Below are 18,429 nucleotides of genomic sequence, written 5' to 3'. Positions count from 1 at the left end.
TTAAAAAGTGACAGCCACACGCCAGTTAAACGTCAGGTGGTCCGGGCCGAGCCAGTCCGGGTAACGCAGTGGTGTGCCGACCGAGAGCTGGCTGGCGAACCAGCGCCCGGCGCTGCCCAGGCCCGCAGAGGTTCCCCACAGCGTGCCGGCGGCGTACCGGTCAAGCCGGTCTTTCTCCAGCCAGCCGCCGTCCAGCGCCACCGTGGCGCTTATCTGCCCGAGTACCGGCAGTGTGAAGAGGGTGTAATTCACTTCGTTGCGCCAGTAACCGCCGTTATCGCCGGAGATATACTGCTCTTTGAACCCGCGCACCGAGCTTTCGCCGCCGAGCGTCAGGCGCTCGCTGCCGTAGAGCCGGTCCGGCGACCACTGCCCGTACAGACTGGTGAGCCACAGCAGGTCACTGGTGAGCGGGCGCTGAAAACTGGCGCTGAGGCTCCCCTTGCGGAACTGCGCGCGCGGCACATCGCCGGTTTTGCCGTCATCGGTTTCGGCGTTAAACCACGGCATGCCGTGGCTGTAGGTCGGGTTAAAGGTCGCCACGCCGCCCAGCAGTTTCTGCGTGTGGCTGATGCCAAGCTGCAGGCTGGAAAGATTGCGCGTGCTGCTCACCAGCGGGGCGTCGTTAAGCCAGTTGCGCGATGCGCGCTGTGTGATGCCGGCGCTGAGCGCGGTTTTGATGTCGCCGTTGCGGAAAATAACGCGCGAGAGGTTCAGGCGGTGGGTTTTCGTATCCCCGGTAGAGATCCACGGAAACCCCTGGTTGAGGATAGTGGTGCGGTAGTTGCTCCAGGCGTAGCTGTAATCCAGCAGGCTGTAGCCGTACGGAATACTGACCCCTGTCTGAAAGCTCTGCGCGTCATACCCGGTGGCGAAATCGCTGCTGCGTCCGCCGCTGACAAACCACTTATCCGCCAGTCCCAGTAAATTATTGCCGGTCAGTGAACCGCTCAGCTGATTTTCACCGGTGCTTTTCTGCCCGCTGTTATCCAGCGACACGGAGGCACTTAACGGAAATTCCGGCGTGGCGGTTAAATTAACAATGGAATAACCGGGTTCGCTGTCCGGCACTATTTCAATCTGTACCGGCTGACTGCGCAGACGGTTAATCTGCTCCATGCCCTGTTCAATATCCCGCAGGTTGAGAACGTTTCCCTCCAGCCCCGGAAATACCATTTTCAGCATGCGCGGCGATTCACCTTCCAGGCGGATATGACGTAATTTTCCCTCCAGCACCACAATGCGTAATTCCCCGTGGGATAAATCCTGTTCGGTGAGAAACGCGCGGCTGGTAATATAGCCCCGGCTGATATACCAGTCGGAAATGGCGGCGGTGAGTCCGGTTATTTTCGCCATATTCAGACACTGGTTCTGCCAGGGCGCGAGCAGCTTCTGCTGCGCTTTTGCGTTAATAAGGGTGACGCCGGAAAGGGTGATGGTGTGAATATCAAAACAGGGGCCGCCGGTCTGCGGGGCAGATGTACTCTGGCCTGCGCGCGGCAGCGGTGTGGCGCGTTCCAGCTCGTCGCGCTGCTGCTGGTTCTGGCGCAGCAGTTGTTCCTGCTGCTGACGGACAGCATCACGATCCGCCGGTGATAATGGCGCGGCCTGCAATCCCGCCGTGACAAAAAATATCAACACCACTAAATAGCGCACGTTAGCCCGTCCCTGACCAGAATAAATGACGCCCTCACCAGTAAATTTTGGTTAGGCTGGTTATAATCATCATTTTTAAGTATTTTCTTATGGGCTTAATGAAAAAACAATATTCAGGACGTAAATAGAGAAAAGCTATTAAAATTTAGCTTTAGCGCCGGATATATTCCGGATTCATTATTTAGAGTAACCGAAGCGATGGGAGAAATATAAAACAGCCAGGATTAACAATAATCCAACAACACGCATTGCTATTTATAACTATTTTTCATGACTTTTCGTTATACATAAATAAAAAGAGAAAAACTCCCGAACATCTCATCAGGGATGGGTTTAATAATTGCAAAAGTAATGATTAAACACATGAACAAGGTAAAGACATTCTGTATTAGCAAATCAGCCATGACAGAATAAAATGATTAACCGCTATGAAAAATACTACAGATAAAATCTAAATATATTATGTATCATTTCGCAATTCTAAGCAGGTATTATGAAATTGAGCATTGACCACGAATAAATAAGATCTCTTGATCGTCTCCCGTTGAAAAAACCTCGTCTTAACAGATCTGCCACCAGCCTGGAGGATTTATCAAGCAGTGCTCAATGTGCCACTTCGCCACAGCCTGATTATGATGGCTCCCGGTTGCTTAACACGCCGGGGAAGCGTTCGCATCGGCACAGGAGAAATTTTAATTATTCAGTGACATGGGTTTGTCGCCGCCTGGTGGTAAGCCAAACAGCTTACGCACCGCGTTAAGAAAGGCACCGTAAGGACGCCCCAGAAAGAGCATCATCAACGCTGCGCCTAACGTCCCTTTTATCAGCCCGCTTCCCGAAGCGCCACTCACCGCAATGATCGCTGCATAGACAGGGACCTGGAAACTCACAAGCGCCGCGCTGTCCCACAGCAATTTTGAGAGCCGGCTCGCACTGGCACGCTTCATCACCCAGTCCCGCCAAATGCCATATGGCCTTGCCACCGGAACCATCAGGACGGCACCAAGAAGCCGGGCGTGAAACACTTGTTCCCACGTCATGCCCGCGAGAATCCGTTCGTTAATGATGCCAGTGATGGTGAAAAAAACGATTAACGCGGTGGTATCTGCAATAAATGCAGTTCGCCGCTTCGTCTGCTGCGGGCGCTGAGGCAAATTTTATTCCTGTCGTGGTGTGGTGTGAAAACGCGAATTCATAAAAACAGATGACGCGTAATAGTAGTACAAAGGCTTGAGGTACGCCGCACAGGCCGCGCCTGTTCGGGTATCGGCAAAACACGGCGTTGGTAAATTACTTATCGTTTTGCAACAGCGAAGACCTGAACGTCATTGCTGTGATGCATCACACAACGCCAAAAATGGTAGGTCTTGATCTCCTCACACTCAATTGCAAACGCGATTAATAATAATTATCATTTTCACAAAGTAACCAACTGTAAAGAAAAATGACATGTCTTCACAAAGCATAAAAAGCACGGCGTTTCATGCTCTGGCTATCGCCTTTGTTTTTTTCTCCAGCGACCTGTTTGCAAAAGCGTTCTCCGAGAAAGATTTCCTAATGCAGCCGCTTGGTCACGGGGTTTATGAACTTGCTTATGACAACGGGCAAAAGTCGCTTTACGCCGCCTCCGCGCCCTCCTTTGATGCCGATAAGCCAGAAGGCGTGGTATTTCGCCTGGCGGCGGATAACTTGCAGATTCACGAAAAAATAAAGACCGAACGCCGTGCCTTTGCAATTTCGCTGGATGAAGAAAATCATATTCTCTATGTGGGCAATGCCATGGAAGGCTCCGTGACGGTGCTGGATACGCGCACGAATCAGGTTATCAAAACGCTTCAACTCAGTAATGAGGCGGATCCGAAGAAAAAAGCTCATGTCCGCGAAGTGGTGCTGGATAAAAAGCACCATCGTCTCTACGTTTCCGGGATAGCGAGTAAAGGCAATGGCCTGCTCTGGGTTGTCGATACACAAAAGCAGCAACTGGCGCATACCCTTGAGAAGATGGATCCCGTCGGTTTTGCTGTCGATACCGCTGGCGATAAAGTCTATGCCGTGTCCGGTCAGGGAGAGCTGATTACCCTTGATGGCATAACATCACAACTGCTTTCACGCGTGAAGGTCGACCCGGCCGAGCCGCAACATTACTTCCTGAATATTGCCCTGAACCCCGCCGCCGGGGTGGGTTATATCGCAGATACCAATACCCGTGATGTGCTGGTGGTCAACCTGAACTCTGGCCAACTCCTTCACCGCATCCCGACGCCGAACTCCATCGCGGTGCTGTATAACGCCGCGCGCAATGAAATCTATGTCACCCATCGTAATGATCGGCAGATTAGCGTGATTGATGCCACTCGCTATGCGTTAAAGCACACCATTAAAACCAGCGCGATGCCCAACAGTCTGGCGCTCTCTGCCGATGCCAAAACGCTGTATGCCAGCGTGAAGCAGGACGAGAAAAGCACGCAGGATGACTACGTTCTCAACATTGATTTAACCCGACTCTAAGGACGCTTCTGTGATAGCCAAAACACGCATGTCCGTGGCGATGACGCTCGCCTGCGCCACCCTTCCTGCCACCGTTTTTGCCACAGATGGCGAGGCAAAAAAAGAAGATGAGATGGTGGTGACTGCCACCGGGTTCAGCCAGGAGCGACGCGAAGCACCGGCGACCATCTCATTGATTGACGAGAAGGCGCTCAACACCCGTTCAAACCAGAATGTCACAGAGGCGCTACGTGAAATGCCCGGTGTGCTGACGGGCAGCGGTAACGGAAGTCTGGCTTCCGGTGATGTGCAGATGCGCGGGATGGGCTCGAACTATACCGCATTCATGGTCAACGGCATTAAACAAGGCACGCGCGAGTCACGTCCTTACGGGCACCATCTCGGCACCGAAGCGAACTTTATGCCGCCGCTCGCTGCCATTGAGCGGGTCGAGGTGATTCGCGGGCCAATGTCTTCACTTTACGGTTCTGACTCCATCGGCGGCGTGGTCAACGTTATCACCAAAAAGGCTTTTAACCTCGATAAATGGACCGGCGTGCTGGAGGACAATTATTTCCTTCAGGAGAAAAGTGAATACGGTAACACCAATCAGACCAATGCCTTTTTAATGGGACCGGTTATCCCAGGTAAACTTGGGGTCAGCGTGGGGGCGGATTACCTGGATCGCCGCGACGATGACAGCGTGAATGACGAACGTTTTGTTAAACACCAGGCCGGAAACCTGGATGCCACTATTTCGATGTCGCCTGTCGACACCCAGCTTTGGGAATTGAATGCCTCGAGGGGGCATCAGGAGAAATCACACAACGATAAACAGTGGTACTGGGGCTTCGACCGCGATGCGGCTTCGCTTTCGCAGCACGCCTGGTACGGCGATGATCTGGTCGAGGTGAAGAACTTCGTCAGTTATGAAAAAGCACGCACGGAATATCGCGTGCCCGGCATGTCGTCGCAGTTTATTGAACAGCGAAACTTTGAAGCCAACAGTGCAAACACATTCACGCTCGGCGACCACAAACTGACGCTGGGAGCCAACTTTACCCGCAATGAGCTGAACGACACTTTCGGTATCGCAGATAAGATCGCACCGGGCGTGACGCCAGTCAGCAAAATTGACCGCGACGGCTGGGCGCTGTTTGCTGAAGATGCATGGATGCTGGTGCCGGATTTCACGCTCACCACCTCGGCTCGCCTGGATCACGACAGCTATTTTGGCTACCACGTGACGCCAAAACTTTATGGTAACTGGACCATCGACGAAAACTGGGCGCTGAAAGGCGGTGTCTCGGCCGGGTATAAAAAACCGGATCTGCGCGAGAATAATTCAGGTTTCACCAGCGTATACGGTGCTTATCCCTATTCTGAGATCGGCATTGGTAACGATGACCTGAAACCGGAACAGAGCGTCAACACCGAGCTGGGCGTTTACTGGCAGCAAGACGCACTGTCGCTGGATGCCACCGTTTTCTATACCAAATTTAAAGACAAAATCAGTGACTACACGATTTGTACGGCAACCGAAACCCAAAAGTGCCAATACAATGGTTATGTTGCCGATAGCGTCTCGCAATATTTCAACGTCAGCGACGCCGAAATCTATGGTCTGGAGTTAAATGGCGACTGGCAGGTGACTGATTCGCTGAAGGCCAACGCGAACTACACCTACACCCATAGCGAACAGAAAAGCGGCACGTACAAGGGCTATGCGCTCAATGAATATCCAACCAGCATGGCTAACGTTTCTGTTACCTGGGAGGCGGCTAATGACGTCGAGCTATGGACTAAAGCAAGCTGGCGCAGCAATACGCCAAATATTGGTAAATCCACTTCAACGCAAGCCTATGCGCTGGTCGATCTGGGCGCTCGCTACCATCTGAGCAAGAACATCACCCTGATGGGCGGCGTTTACAATCTGTTCGATGTGAACCCCATTCACGTCACTTCGTATAACCAGACATCCGTGCTGGAAGGCCGCCGCTATAACCTTGGTGCCCGATACGAATTTTAATCTGCATGCCGGGGCTGAGCGGCTCCGGCATTACGCAAAAGTATTGGGTTAACACAGGGAAATATCAGGCGCTCTTTGCTTCGCGCGGGGGAAATTAGCGCGGGTTGTAGGGAGCATCATTCGGCAGATGGGCTTTTTTGAGATCGAGACGGAGAACCGCTTATCCTGCCAAAAGATAAAACCGTCTGCTCAGCAGAACCGTTTTTCGAAGGACGTTTGACACAAATGTTTAAATCTTAATCCGTTGCCACCTTGCTAAAGCTCTTTTTCATCATTAACGCAACAGCGCTAATTAACGCCAGTAAAGCAAAATCATCCGTTTCTTGCGTAACAGGGGGTACGCTTTCCAGTGAAAACATACACCCTCAGCTATTTTGATAATGAGTCAGGAACGAAGAAGTTGATTAAAATCTTCAGCAGCTAAATCCCCTTTCGTACACAACATATCCCGGGCCAGTGCTCGTTTTCCATTTCGATGCGCGGTAGCTTTTTCTTCAGCGCACACATTTCGATCTGTTTCAGGGTTATGGGGGAGACTTTTGGCATTTTGCCCTGTCGTTCATCCCGCAACTGCTTTACCCATCGCGTCATGAACATCCATAGCACTGGCCGCAGCAGCTACGTTCTGGTCAAGGGCCAGTTGAGCAGACTCGCATTTAAACTCTGCGCTGGAATTTCTTCTTTTCATTGGAACACCTGTATTGTTCTGAAGTGAGCACATCACCTCGATTCTGGTGGCCAAATTCTGTAAACCACTACAGTAGTCAATAAGGTTTGACAGATAGTTAAATGAGACAGATACAAGCGCAGGCAAGAGCAGCACCCAGTATCAACGCAAAGTGCTTTAACAGTGGATATTCAGGAGTGATTTAGTGTTTAAAGAGAAGAGTAACCCTACCCCACAGCCTCATGATCAGAACACGAAACAGGGTCATAAACGCCACAGAGGAAGACAAATCGATATACAGCCCGCCCAGCCTTCGGCTGGGAGAGGCGCACGCGGGAAGTTGAAGCCTTAATCGTTGAGGGAGGCCGAACTATAAATATGCAATTTTTCAAGCCGGGGAGCCAGCTATAGGCTAACGGTAGAATGCGGCTTGTAGAGCCTTGTGGACACCCACCCAGTACAACCGCATTGCTTCATGCGCACAAGCCCTTGAGAGCCGCATTCTGCGGGGGTCCAACAACGAAATTATTCAATCCGACCACACTTACAGCACAGTATCATGGACGCATGATAAATAGCGCCTTTAAGTGAAATTTCGGCTAATATTGCACCGATTTAACCGTACTCATTTAAAGGACTAAGGCATGGAACAGCAATACACCAACGAACTCACTCCATCAGTGCTTGCATCATTCAAGAATCCATTCAGCGCAGAACAACTGGCAAACGCAGACGAAGAACAACGCCAGATTTTCAAATCCCATGTTGAAGAAATGAAAGACCGTTCTTTAATGGCAATTTGGCGCTTTGCCACCGCGGGATCACTCACACGAAACGGCGGGAAGATTGAAAAAGCCAACGCCAACGACTCATTTACTCTTGAAGACGGGAACGAGGTCAATCGGGCAATGGTTGGGGATTACGTTGTTTATCCTGACGGAAAACGCGCAAGAATAATCAACGGCTCAGGCTCAGCCGCAACTAACGGAAACGGTGTTTCTTTTGCCCTTGTAGGTAGCCAGCTTGATAACGGTGATGTGATTATTAGCACCCCACAAGATTTTGCTCTCCTGTGCCAATTAGAAAACAGCCCCACAATGCCAGCCGATTTTCTCGCTCCAGTGGCACTCTAAAAAAATAAGGAGTTCAGACAATGGCTACAGGCTTTTGGATAGTGCAAGGTGATAAAACAACATGCGGGGGATCTGTTCTGAGCGGACACCCGAAAGGTAAGAAGATTGGCCCGAATCAAAACAGACAGGCAACCGTAGGCTGTACTGTATCTTGCGGTAAACATCCCGGTACATACAGCGTGGCAGGTGGATACCCCGGCGAGTATATTCACGGGCAATTGGCCGCAAGTACGATTTATAGCCGTTCGACCTGTCCGTGCAAGGCTTTTTTCATCCCTACCCATACCTTTATGCGGCACGGCCCTTACCAGGCACCAGTAAAAGCAACATCTGCACCCGTGACAACGAAAGCAGTATCTGAACCAATACAAGAGCCAGTGCAGTACGTACAAGTAGCGAAAAAGCAAAACAGCTTTGCTGACACCTGCAAACCAGAAGATAACGCGTTATTGAACGGCGTTTACATCTGGACTGAAATCACCGATGCAGGACACGCTTATGTTTCGGTACACGAGAGTAACTCAATCTACGTTTACACATACGGGCGCTTTGGTCGAAAAGGCCCCGCTACATTAACAGGTGATGGGATTCTTAACTTTCTGACTGGAGATGATGCCCGTCTTTATTATCGTGAAGAACTCTATAAATATCAGGCGAGAGTATTCCAGATCGATGATGTTACACCCGAAGAAACCCGCCGGATTTTCGAATCTCTATGGAACTCAGGAAAAACACCAGTGTTCACAGATTCGATGGGAGATCGCACTAAGCGGCGCGGAAAGGTGATTGACGTTTACGATCTGACTGGTAGCAACTGCACCACTCACACAGTGCAAGCAATCAGAGAGGCCGGGACTAAAATATTTAATACCAGTTACACATCAACAACGACGCAACTTCATATCGAAGGTGAAGAAGATTTCACTATTCCGGTATCTTTACAGCGTTACTTGACTGATAAGAGCAGCGATCTGTCCTCAATGAACGTTCTGGAAGTAACCAACGCATTCAGAGAACAATATCCGAATATCGAAAACTTCAAGCCAAATGCTGAAAACCTGACTGGGCAAGTGGAGGAAGGACTTGCTAACAGTGCCTCGGCTATTGGTGTATCGTCCGGTTATTCTGGTGGGACCGTCGGTGGTTTTTTAGGTGGCTCATATGACATTGACGAGTAGAATCAAAACTATTCTGCGTTGGGGAGGTATTACCTTAATTTTCCTCATCTATTCAGTTGCATTGATGATACCTGTGCTGGATTTTGGGTTAACCATAAAATATAACGGCCCACCTTCAATTGGAACGATGGAAGTCCATCTGTGTGAAGCGATCACAAATGATTTATCTCGATCCTTAGATAATCTTTTTATCACTGCGTTTACTGGTACTGCCATCTGTCTTGTACTGACCTTACTCATCTTTCAGAAAGTGAGATGACGGCCAAAGGCCGGCTAGTTCCGGCCTTTTCCCTTCTTCCGTTTGCGGATAATAGCAAGCCTAATGCCCCGTTGGGGGTAAGATAACAAGCGGTGAATCGCCACGCTTACAGACTGGTTATCCCTGTGCACCATTACAATGAACTGAAGCAGTTTTCCATTTATCATTAAATCTTGAGCATGGTTTTCAACGCACCTTCCTAGCCTAATCAGGGCTCACAAGCAGGCCTCTCTTACAGCCTGCTCACTTATGACAATTTTAACCAGTCGTTAGTTTTCCAAAATCAAATGGACTAACCCCCTTCTCTCGATTTGCATCCAGATAATCCGCCCACCACTGCACCATCAGCCTTCGCTCCCCCAAGTGTTCAGCCTTATGAATATAAGCTGCACGCACAGAGCTACGCTCTTAATGGCTCATCTGCCTTTCCACCGCATCTCTCGACCACAAACCCGATTCAATCAATGAGCTACAAGCCATCGTCCTGAAACCATGCCCACAGACTTCTGTTTTCGTGTCATAGCCCATCACTCGCAAAGCCTTGTTCACTGTGTTCTCACTCATGGGTTTGCGCGGATCATGATCACCAACAAAGATCAGCTCTTGATTCCCATTCATGCTTTTAATCTTTTCCAGAATTGTTAAGGCTTGCCGCGACAAAGGAACAAGATGAGGAGCCCGCATCTTTGAACCACGCTGTGAATGTTTAACACCGTCCAGCGGTTCACGCTCACCGGGGATCGTCCACATGGCCGTTTCAAAATCCACTTCTGTCCAGCGTGCAAAACGCAGCTCGCTTGAACGGATGAAAACCAACAAAGTGAGTTCAACCGCCAGTCGGGTTAACGGCCTGCCAGAATAGTGATCAATGCGGTGAAGCAATTCAGGAATGCGGTTAAGCTCCAGAGCAGCACGGTACTGTCTTTTCGCCGTAGCAACTGCACCGGCAATCTCTTGTGCTGGGTTGTAATCGATTAAGCCGCCCTGAACGGCAAACCGCATAATCGCGGTAGTTCGCTGTTACAAACGAGCCGCAACTTCGAGTCGTCCAGATGATTCCACCGCTTTGATGGGAACAAGAAGATCCCGCGTCTTCTATTCAGCAATGTTCCGCTTACCGATGGCAGCAAAGAGATTATCTTCGAGGCTTTTCAATACACGAGCGCTATGCGATGCCGACCACTTCTGATTACTGGCATGCCAGTCTCTGGCGACCACTTCAAACGTTATCGCTTCTTGCTCTTGTTCTACCTTAACAGCTTTCTTGTTCTCACCAGGATCGACGCCATTAGCTAACAGCTTACGGGCTTCATCCCGGCGTGCCCGGGCATCCGCCAACGACACTTCAGGGTATTTCCCCAACGCCAGCATCTTCTCCTTACCGCCAAAACGATAACGAAGCCGCCAATATTTGGAGCCGTTAGGGTGAACCAGCAACACCATGCCTTCACCGTCAGTAAGTTTATAAGCTTTTGCTTCAGGCTTAGCCGAACGAACCTTCACATCACTCAGAGCCATGATGAGTATCCTTTCAAGGGTTCTATGTGGGTACAAACATTATCGAACCGGGATATACCCGCAGATGTACCCGCATCAGTAAGTTGATGTAGGTTGAATCAGGTTGACTTAGGTTGAGTGAAAAAGCGAGGAAAGCCTTGCGGATACTGGATTTCAGGCACAAAAAAAGACGTCCGTTGACGTCTATTGATGTTCCGATGGTGCGAAGGCCGGACTCAAATATCGGATTAAACTTATAATTTATAAGCGTTTTTAATTTTAATCATTAACACATGCCCCCTTTTGTGCCCCCAGACGTTTTGATGCCATAGCATTGATAATAAGTATGAGCATATACCTTTTAAGGGTGGTACTTCCTGCCGGTGAGGTTCCGCTGTCAGGATCCTTACCGGAACAAAAATTAACATTCCATTAATCTCAGAGCCGCCCTTACATAACCCTCTTCAGGTTTGAATCGTGACATGTGGCGTACGCAGACAACCGGGATACTTCTACTACTAATATTGGCCATAAAAGCGAAAGTGGTGTGGTAACCCTTGGGGTGAGAAAATTTGAGAGTAGTTGCATCGCCAAAGTGTTTTAGCAACAGGCTTGCAGCAGAGATGGACTGAAGACTGTTGCTGTATGCAACGATGAGATCTGGTTCGCTCAAATTGGCAGTCACATGCTCAAAAAATGCCATTGATTTTGCTTCGATCTCGTTCATTGTCATATTTCGACAAGCTGCTTCTTTTTTTAGGGTTACTGCATTCTGAGAACACATCATAAATGCATTGGTATAGATAACGTCTTCCCACCTATAACCGAGGCAAACAGGTATTTGTTGTAATCGTTTTGCAAGATGCGTGATCCCCCATTTTCCTTCTATTCCTTGTTGAACCCCGGAGATAAAAGGATGAGCATAATCTTCAAGAATAGATTGGCGATTTGTCATACATGAATCAGCTAACGAGCCATTAAAGCCCATCACAATTAGCCGCTTTCTTGATGGTGTTGCGGCCAGGAGATCAAAGGCGCAGTCATAAGGTCGACCCGGCAAATCAGCCAATCCAAATCGGGAGAGCCCTTCTAGAATGAAATCTCTGGTTTTATCCACTGCTTAAATCTTCCCATGATGTGCATAGCATCATCATATGCAAAAAAAGTTTTTTTGCACCTAACTGTTCACACTGTTCACCTCGATAGCTTTCCATTTAATATCATAAAGATAGGATGTTATGAGTTGGTGAACAGTGAACATTCGACTCTTCACCCCTGCGCGCACTTACGTATTGAGGCAAAGGAATGCCGCATACGGATGTGGAGTGAGGGGGGGGGGGTAAAAACTTTTTCTTGGTTTTATTGTTCACACTGTTCACCCTCCTATTTTACCCTTTACTTTCAGTGACTTGAGTAGTGAACAGAAGGTGAAGGGTGAACAGTGCACTGTTCACCACCTGGGATGTCAGATAAAAAAAGACCGGCGGCTGCCGGTCTGGTGAGATTATGTCGCTGCGGGCTCGTCGCACTTCGGCAGCCAGTCGCTGTTACTGTCTTCCCGGAGGGTGAGATTGGTCTGCGTCCCGTGTTTTGTGTGCCGCTTTTCGTAGTTTATGCCGTACTCTTTCAGCATCATCGGCAGCCCTGTTCCGAACATTTTCAGGCTCAGCACATGCTTAAACCCGTTTGCCTCCATATACACCAGGTAGGCATGATAGAGATAGCTGCGGGGCTGGCGCGGCACGATGTTGGCATTACCCATGAACATCCCGTTAGTCTGCGGCAGCGCCTCCAGATAACCGCAGAAATCAAACGCCGGGTCAGCATCGCGTTTGATGCTCAGTGCCTCGTCAGAGTTCTGCTGTGACTGGAGCAGCGTGCGGGAGGTCATTGGGTCGCTGAAGCGCTGCATAAGCTGGCGCACAATTACCGCCAGTTCGCGGGCAATTTTGTCTTTCAGGTGCGGATCGCGCTCCGCCGGGGCTATCTGCTCCGGGAAGTGGATAATCACCCGGCGACGGGACACGCCCCCGCTGCGGTCGGTGAAGCGCATCGGGTTGTTGTTCACGGCCAGAATCACCGCCGGAATATGCGTGGAATAGGCGTCGCGGTATTTCGGGTCAACCGACACGGCATCGCCCCCGGTGATGGCCTTGAGTCCTGCCCCGTCCCCACTCCATTTCTCCTGGTCAGGCAGGCGGATGAGCGAGAAGCCAATCAGGGCGGCACGCTCGCGTGGCGATTCTAGCGTCTCGATGGTTGCCGACGTGGCGTTGTCCTCGCCTGCGAGCATGGTCGCAATCTCGGCCAGAATGCTTTTCCCGCTTCCGCCTGGCCCCGTCACTTCGAGGAAGAGCTGCCAGTCATAGCGGTTCGCCAGCACCATAAACAGGGCAGCCAGTATCACGTCGCGTTTGTCAGCACTGCCACCGGCGGCGCGGTCGAGCCACTGCCAGAAATGCGGGGCATGGGATGCCAGCGTTTCGCCCGCCACCGGCGGGGTGAAATCCACATCGCACAGGGTGCGCAGCCAGTGCGCCCTGCTGTGCGGGCTGAACGTGCCGGTTTTCGTGTCCAGCACGCCGTTACGGAAGCCAATCAGATGACGCGCCGGTGCCTCCTGTTGCGGGATAATCAGTTTCAGGGTCTCCACCACCGAGGCAATGCGTCCCGAGGAGAAGGGGGCGCGAAGTCGCTGAAACAGCCCGGCCACGTCGCGGGCAAAGTCTGAGGGTGGTATCACCTTCCAGATGCCGTTTTCATATCGGGACAGGAGCTGGCCGTTCGCATCCACTGCCAGCGCCTCGCCGTAGTGCTCATGCAGGCGCATGGCCTTCTCACTGGTGCTCATGGCGGTAAATTCCGCCTCGCTCATGGTGTCGAACGGGCTCTGCACCGGCGGGCGGATGGCGTCGTAAACTGCCCGGCGTGTGGCATCCTCCCCGTTAAGGATAAAGGCATCATTCCAGTCACCGAACACCGGCGGCAGCGCAACCACGCCCCCGCAGGCATCTGCGGCCGCTGCGGCTTTTGTCTGGCCGTCACCGCTCAGGTCACGGTCAGCCGCGAGGATAATCTGACAGGCCGGGTGCTGACGGCGGGCAAGGCTCGCCAGAGAAAGGAGGTTCACGGACGAAAGTGCCACCATCACGGTTTCGCCGGTCAGGTGATGCACGGTCAGCGCCGTGGCATACCCCTCCGCTATCCACAGGCGTTTTCCCGCCTGTTTCTGGCCTTCGGTGATATGGCATGCGCCTTTCACCGCCCCGCCTTTCAGGGTGCGTTTGTCCCCGTCAGCGTTAATGAGCTGGACGTTAACCAGTGCTCCGGTGTCGTCATGCAGGGGGACAACCACATCCCCGGCGCGGTAGCTCACCCCGCCGGTTTTGTGCGTGGTGGCGAGGGTCAGGCACTCGCGCTCAGCCAGCCCCTTGCGGGTCAGGTAGGCGTTACCGGTGACCGGGCGGGCAGATGCCACGAGCTCAGCCGCCACTGCGGCCGCAGCTTTTCGCCCGGCATCCGTGCCGGTGTCTGCGGTCGCGGTGTCAACCGGGGTAACCGGCGGCAGGGTGCCAGTCACGGCATTCACCTTCCCGGCGGCCTCGGACGGGGTCACACCGAACACCTTTTCAACCAGTTTCAGCCCGTCACCCGCGCCGCACTGGTTACAGAACCACGTTCCGCGCCCCTCTTTATCGTCAAAGCGGAAGCGGTCAGAGCCGCCACAGACGGGGCAGGCCTGATGCAGGTTTCTGATGACCGGGACGCCCAGCGCCGGGAGAATGCGCGGCCAGTGGCCGCACGCTATGTTAACGGTGTCCGTTACGTTCATTTTCATTGGTGTTTTCCTCAGTGCAGGACAGGCACGCTGATATGGCGGGCGCAGAGTTCATCCATCACGGCCAGACCGAGAAAGGACAGCGACGGGGCGGCTTTCAGGGGACCGGCATCCATTAAATCTTCCAGCAGGGCACAGGCAATCAGGCGGCCTTTCTCCTCGCCGTGCTGGCGCAGGTAGAAGCCCTCCAGCTCGGCGGCAATGGCCGATTCCAGCGCATCGAGGGTGAGGTGCGGGTAACGGTGCTGACGATGGCACACGGTCAGCCAGGCACAGGCCACGGCGCGGCGGTAAAGCGCGGCGCGCAGGACAGGTGTTAACGGGGTTTTCATGCGCTGACCTCCTCGGTGAGCCAGCGCTGCATGCAGCGCTCCACCACGCCGTCGAGCTGGGCGGTCATAAGGTAAATCACGGAGGAGAGCTGCGCCTGGTGTGTCGTTTCCCGGCTGACAGTCACGCTGTCATTTAACAGCGTCATGGCATTCACGAACTGGCCGACGTTACGCAGGTGCTCAAGGCACGCAAGCTCATCACGGGTGAGCGTCAGGGTCAGGTCTTTCACGCGCACACCTCCGCCACCGGCAGACGCCCGGCAAAGGCGAGAATGTAGTCCCGGACAAGGGAACGGCGTGCAGCGCGCTCGTCACCGGCAACGGTACGGAGCATACAGATACGGGGTGTGCGGTCTGCGCGGCGAACGGCTGCGAAGACATAGACAAACTGCGGGTGTGACAGGGTGAGGTGGGTAGCCATGGTGGCAGCCTCCAATGTTTGCGTTTTAACGCTACCACCGGAAACGCCAATTTCACTGGTGGTAGCCCAGACGGGGTTGGCGTAACCGGCAACATTGGAAACCGGCGCTTCATAAGAAGCCCCCGCCTGAGCCACCATTACTCTATAGATCCAAAGGTGGAAGAACCTTCGAACCAAAAATGGATGCACTAAGGCATAGACACAAAAAAAGACGCGTGACGCGTCTGGTGTCACCAATGTTGTATACGGGACGCCAATCCCGGCAGCCGATTTTGCGGCAGCGGGAAAACTATACCTGGAAACGGCCAGAAGAAGCAAGCCAGGAAAAGGCGGTTTTTGCAGGGCGGACATCATCATGCGTCACAGCCCCGATTACGGTCGGCGATACGGGCAGCCATCCAGGCGGTGATTTCGCTGTGCAGCCAGGCGACATTTTTGCCCCCGAGGGAGACCTGCTGCGGAAAGGCATTCCGGCTGATGAGATCGTAAACGGTGGAGCGCGACAGGCCGCAGAGATGCATCACTTCGGGCAGGCGCAGAAAGCGCTCCTGGGCGGGCTCAGTCACCGGCATTAACGGGGCGGCAGGGGCAGAAATCGGGGAAGAAAAAGCGGTGTGCATCGGGCTACCTCATAAAGTCCGTGTGGTGCCGGTCGTATCTTTCCGGCGTCAGGTAGCGCTCTATTTTGTGAATATTTTCAGCCGGAGCAACAGGTTATTTTGCTTGCATTCTTCGCTTAACAATTTGTTAACATGCAAATGGCAAACAGTGGCAAACGCTGACAATTTCTGGCATTTCCTGATAACAGTCTGGCACATTGCTAATCATTTATGGTTATAAATAACCTTTCTATTATCGCAATAAAGTATAGATGCCGTAAGTGTCTCCAAAAACAGCTGGTGAACAGTGGTGAACAGTGGGTGAACAGTCAGACCTTCAACTATTCACCCGTTAACTTACTGTATTACTTACTTTTTATATTCTTGGTGAACAGTGTGAAGAATTAAATACAGAAAAACAAACAGGGAGAGGGGTTTTACTGCGACCTCTTTCTGGCGAGCCGGTTTTTTCAGCGGCTTTCTGTGCCATCCCGGCCACAACTGCAACCGGTCGTCTCGTTGTGCAGGGCGCGGCAGAATGCACTTACATTGACAACACAGAGAGCCCCGCCATGAAAACTGAACTTATGACCTCCATCATGAAAACCATCGGCAGCACACAGACCGGTGCCTCCCGCGCCGTTATCGACGGTGCCCTTAAGACCGTGCATAAAAAAGCCGCAGAGGATAACGCCGCCGCCGTCAACCGTGCCCTGAAGGCCTTTACAGAGGCAAAAGCCGCTCACACCGGCAGCATGCTAAAACTGAACGACATCGGCGCAGCCATCACGCGCAGCGAAAAGGAACGTCAGAACGCGCTTAAAGAAAGCGCCGCAGCAGAGAAGAGCTGGCGCGAGCGTTTCCGCAGTCTCGGCGGTGTCATGACGCCGGAGCTCAAAGCCGGACACAGCAGACACATCGCCGGTCGTGAGCTGGCGGAGGAGTTCACCGGCCTGATTGCTGAACTGGAGACGGACAAATCCCGCGCCATGCTGGAAGCGTGCACAACAGGTGAAACGTATATCACTGAACATGCACGGGCGTTTAGCGTCTGCGCCCAGGCGGAGTGGGCAGAGGCCATGCGGGACATCAGCCCGGCGCTGGTGCGGGCGTTCTGTCTGCGCCTGCGTGCGCTGGAGCTGAACGGTGCGACGCGCCCGGCGGACATTCTGGCTGAGGAGCTGCACATGCATGTTGCGGTGCAGGCACAATTTTATAACTTTGATATGGACAATGAGCCGGTCTTCTCACAACTCGGCATGTACCGCCCGCCGCTGACCGGCGTGGATATGGCGCTGTATAAAAGTCCGCTGAAGCGTTCGCAGCTTGCCACGCAACTGGCCGAAAAGAAAAAGCAGGTGGAGGGCTGAGCCATGTTTCACTGCCCGTTCTGCAGACAGCCCGCGCATGTGCGTACCAGCCGCTATCTGACGGAAAACCTCAAACAGCGCTATCACCAGTGCACCAGTATTGAGTGCTCGGCCACGTTCCGCACATCTGAGACGCTCGACGGGGTGATACGTCAGCCCGCCATGCCGGAAAACGCCGTGGCGCTTCTGACCGCAGGAGAGACACCATGACCAACACCCTGACGCAGGCCGCAGAGGCCTGCCTGCACCACCGTGCCGTGTGGCTGAGCCGCCGGGAAACTCACTGTGCCCCGGAAGAAACCCGGCAGGCCGCACGGCAGTACATCCGCGCCCATGAGACCGTCCAGACACTCAGTATCAGCCACCGGCTTGATGGCTTCATGCATCAGCACGGCGCAGAGCTGGCCGCCATTCTTGCCCCCGAGCTGATACATATCCGCAGCCTCCCGGCGCACCTGCAACAGCGCGCACTCGACCGGGCAACGCATCACCTGCAAGATGCGCTCGCATCGTGGCTGGCCGCCGGTAACGGGATTAATCATGAGGGCTGCGCGGTGCTGAATACCGTCGGCATCAGACCTGATAAAGCGTCGCGCAAGGACAGCCAGCAGCAATAAACTCCCCGAAAAATGCGCACCGGCCATCCCCTGCCGGGCGCACCTTACCTCTCCTGAAAAATCCCCCAAAAATCCATTAATTATTTAAAAAATACCCTGCATGCATACACTGCATTTAACTGCATTTATTTCTGCGCCCGACTCGTGCCCGCCCGCGCCAGTCCCGGCGCGACCTGAGCCCGGTCATGCACCTGCATGTAAACCGCCCCATGAAGCGGGCAGGCGAGGCGGGGAAAGCACTGCGCGCCAAGCTGTGAGGATAATTATTTAATTAATATCCAGCTCATGACGTTTGTAATTGGTAAGAAGTGAAAAACTCTCATGCAACTCATGAATATTTAACGTT

15 protein-coding genes and 2 pseudogenes are annotated in these 18,429 nt (G+C 52.7%); 7 read left to right on the top strand and 10 right to left on the bottom strand.

What is annotated here, in order from left to right:
* Window positions 1-1,656 (bottom strand): ShlB/FhaC/HecB family hemolysin secretion/activation protein, encoded by a 1,656-nt coding sequence (locus IP581_RS02820; RefSeq protein ID WP_193821707.1) that lies wholly within the window; start codon window positions 1,654-1,656, stop codon window positions 1-3.
* Window positions 1,657-2,348: 692 nt separating this feature from the next.
* Window positions 2,349-2,810 carry an L-alanine exporter AlaE gene (alaE, locus tag IP581_RS02815; RefSeq protein ID WP_193821706.1) on the bottom strand — a complete coding sequence of 154 codons (462 nt, stop codon included), beginning with the start codon at window positions 2,808-2,810 and terminating at the stop codon, window positions 2,349-2,351.
* Window positions 2,811-3,105: 295 nt separating this feature from the next.
* Here alaE and yncE point away from each other — a divergent pair, with 295 nt between their 5' ends.
* Both yncE and IP581_RS02805 read left to right on the top strand, forming a co-directional pair.
* Complete coding sequence (yncE, locus tag IP581_RS02810; protein ID WP_193821705.1) at window positions 3,106-4,164, top strand: 7-bladed beta-propeller protein YncE; 1,059 nt, start codon at window positions 3,106-3,108, stop codon at window positions 4,162-4,164.
* Between the two features lie 28 nt (window positions 4,165-4,192).
* On the top strand, window positions 4,193-6,172 hold the full coding sequence (locus IP581_RS02805; RefSeq protein ID WP_407659143.1) for a TonB-dependent receptor domain-containing protein: 1,980 nt from the start codon (window positions 4,193-4,195) through the stop codon (window positions 6,170-6,172).
* A 459-nt stretch (window positions 6,173-6,631) separates the two neighbouring features.
* Here IP581_RS02805 and IP581_RS02800 read toward each other — a convergent pair.
* A pseudogene (locus tag IP581_RS02800) lies at window positions 6,632-6,860 on the bottom strand (transposase); the annotation flags it as partial.
* A 623-nt stretch (window positions 6,861-7,483) separates the two neighbouring features.
* On the opposite strand from IP581_RS02800, the gene IP581_RS02795 reads away from it, so the two are divergent.
* Together IP581_RS02795 and IP581_RS02790 are read left to right on the top strand one after the other, a co-directional pair.
* The gene (locus IP581_RS02795) at window positions 7,484-7,972 is read left to right on the top strand and encodes a PAAR domain-containing protein (RefSeq protein ID WP_193821703.1); all 489 of its coding nucleotides are present in this window, start codon (window positions 7,484-7,486) and stop codon (window positions 7,970-7,972) included.
* A 20-nt stretch (window positions 7,973-7,992) separates the two neighbouring features.
* Entirely contained in the window at window positions 7,993-9,150 is a 1,158-nt protein-coding gene (locus tag IP581_RS02790) for a PAAR domain-containing protein (protein WP_193821702.1), read from the top strand.
* Between the two features lie 517 nt (window positions 9,151-9,667).
* Here the strand turns inward: IP581_RS02790 and IP581_RS02785 are convergent.
* From IP581_RS02785 to IP581_RS02755, 7 genes and pseudogenes are all read right to left on the bottom strand, one after another.
* Window positions 9,668-10,927, bottom strand: a pseudogene (locus tag IP581_RS02785) (tyrosine-type recombinase/integrase).
* A 400-nt stretch (window positions 10,928-11,327) separates the two neighbouring features.
* Window positions 11,328-12,023 carry a hypothetical protein gene (locus IP581_RS02780; protein WP_134318937.1) on the bottom strand — a complete coding sequence of 232 codons (696 nt, stop codon included), beginning with the start codon at window positions 12,021-12,023 and terminating at the stop codon, window positions 11,328-11,330.
* Window positions 12,024-12,410: 387 nt separating this feature from the next.
* The gene (locus IP581_RS02775) at window positions 12,411-14,744 is read right to left on the bottom strand and encodes a primase-helicase zinc-binding domain-containing protein (protein WP_193821701.1); all 2,334 of its coding nucleotides are present in this window, start codon (window positions 14,742-14,744) and stop codon (window positions 12,411-12,413) included.
* Between the two features lie 11 nt (window positions 14,745-14,755).
* Entirely contained in the window at window positions 14,756-15,076 is a 321-nt protein-coding gene (locus tag IP581_RS02770; RefSeq protein WP_076736647.1) for a DUF5375 domain-containing protein, read from the bottom strand.
* Entirely contained in the window at window positions 15,073-15,306 is a 234-nt protein-coding gene (locus tag IP581_RS02765) for a hypothetical protein (protein ID WP_134318940.1), read from the bottom strand. Before IP581_RS02765 ends, IP581_RS02770 begins: the two co-directional genes overlap by 4 nt.
* Window positions 15,303-15,854 (bottom strand): host cell division inhibitor Icd-like protein, encoded by a 552-nt coding sequence (locus tag IP581_RS02760; RefSeq protein ID WP_134318941.1) that lies wholly within the window; start codon window positions 15,852-15,854, stop codon window positions 15,303-15,305. Before IP581_RS02760 ends, IP581_RS02765 begins: the two co-directional genes overlap by 4 nt.
* The gene (locus IP581_RS02755) at window positions 15,851-16,117 is read right to left on the bottom strand and encodes a helix-turn-helix transcriptional regulator (RefSeq protein WP_134318942.1); all 267 of its coding nucleotides are present in this window, start codon (window positions 16,115-16,117) and stop codon (window positions 15,851-15,853) included. The genes IP581_RS02760 and IP581_RS02755 overlap by 4 nt, the downstream gene beginning before the upstream one ends.
* 551 nt (window positions 16,118-16,668) lie before the next feature.
* Here IP581_RS02755 and IP581_RS02750 point away from each other — a divergent pair.
* The 3 genes from IP581_RS02750 to IP581_RS02740 are packed head-to-tail and all read left to right on the top strand — an operon-like array spanning window position 16,669 to window position 18,083.
* On the top strand, window positions 16,669-17,466 hold the full coding sequence (locus tag IP581_RS02750) for a capsid protein (protein ID WP_193821700.1): 798 nt from the start codon (window positions 16,669-16,671) through the stop codon (window positions 17,464-17,466).
* 3 nt (window positions 17,467-17,469) lie between these two features.
* Window positions 17,470-17,676 (top strand): ogr/Delta-like zinc finger family protein, encoded by a 207-nt coding sequence (locus IP581_RS02745; RefSeq protein WP_175273827.1) that lies wholly within the window; start codon window positions 17,470-17,472, stop codon window positions 17,674-17,676.
* Window positions 17,673-18,083, top strand: a complete 411-nt coding sequence (locus IP581_RS02740; protein WP_193821699.1) for a phage polarity suppression protein — start codon at window positions 17,673-17,675, stop codon at window positions 18,081-18,083. The genes IP581_RS02745 and IP581_RS02740 overlap by 4 nt, the downstream gene beginning before the upstream one ends.
* The last annotated feature ends 346 nt before the right edge of the window (window positions 18,084-18,429 follow it).

This window comes from Kosakonia pseudosacchari, from assembly GCF_015167415.1.
GTDB classification, from domain to species: domain Bacteria; phylum Pseudomonadota; class Gammaproteobacteria; order Enterobacterales; family Enterobacteriaceae; genus Kosakonia; species Kosakonia pseudosacchari.
The sequence above is the reverse complement of the archived record's forward strand: the minus strand, read 5'-3'. Positions and strand labels throughout refer to the sequence as shown.

What these genes read in the sequence shown, in the direction of transcription:
- IP581_RS02770 (WP_076736647.1), bottom strand. Translation starts at nt 15,076, where the DNA reads ATGAAAACCCCGTTAACACCTGTCCTGCGCGCCGCGCTTTACCGCCGC.
- IP581_RS02740 (WP_193821699.1), top strand. Translation starts at nt 17,673, where the DNA reads ATGACCAACACCCTGACGCAGGCCGCAGAGGCCTGCCTGCACCACCGT.
- IP581_RS02805 (WP_407659143.1), top strand. Translation starts at nt 4,193, where the DNA reads ATGTCCGTGGCGATGACGCTCGCCTGCGCCACCCTTCCTGCCACCGTT.
- IP581_RS02790 (WP_193821702.1), top strand. Translation starts at nt 7,993, where the DNA reads ATGGCTACAGGCTTTTGGATAGTGCAAGGTGATAAAACAACATGCGGG.
- IP581_RS02745 (WP_175273827.1), top strand. Translation starts at nt 17,470, where the DNA reads ATGTTTCACTGCCCGTTCTGCAGACAGCCCGCGCATGTGCGTACCAGC.
- IP581_RS02795 (WP_193821703.1), top strand. Translation starts at nt 7,484, where the DNA reads ATGGAACAGCAATACACCAACGAACTCACTCCATCAGTGCTTGCATCA.
- IP581_RS02775 (WP_193821701.1), bottom strand. Translation starts at nt 14,744, where the DNA reads ATGAAAATGAACGTAACGGACACCGTTAACATAGCGTGCGGCCACTGG.
- IP581_RS02750 (WP_193821700.1), top strand. Translation starts at nt 16,669, where the DNA reads ATGAAAACTGAACTTATGACCTCCATCATGAAAACCATCGGCAGCACA.
- yncE (WP_193821705.1), top strand. Translation starts at nt 3,106, where the DNA reads ATGTCTTCACAAAGCATAAAAAGCACGGCGTTTCATGCTCTGGCTATC.
- IP581_RS02755 (WP_134318942.1), bottom strand. Translation starts at nt 16,117, where the DNA reads ATGCACACCGCTTTTTCTTCCCCGATTTCTGCCCCTGCCGCCCCGTTA.
- IP581_RS02760 (WP_134318941.1), bottom strand. Translation starts at nt 15,854, where the DNA reads ATGATGATGTCCGCCCTGCAAAAACCGCCTTTTCCTGGCTTGCTTCTT.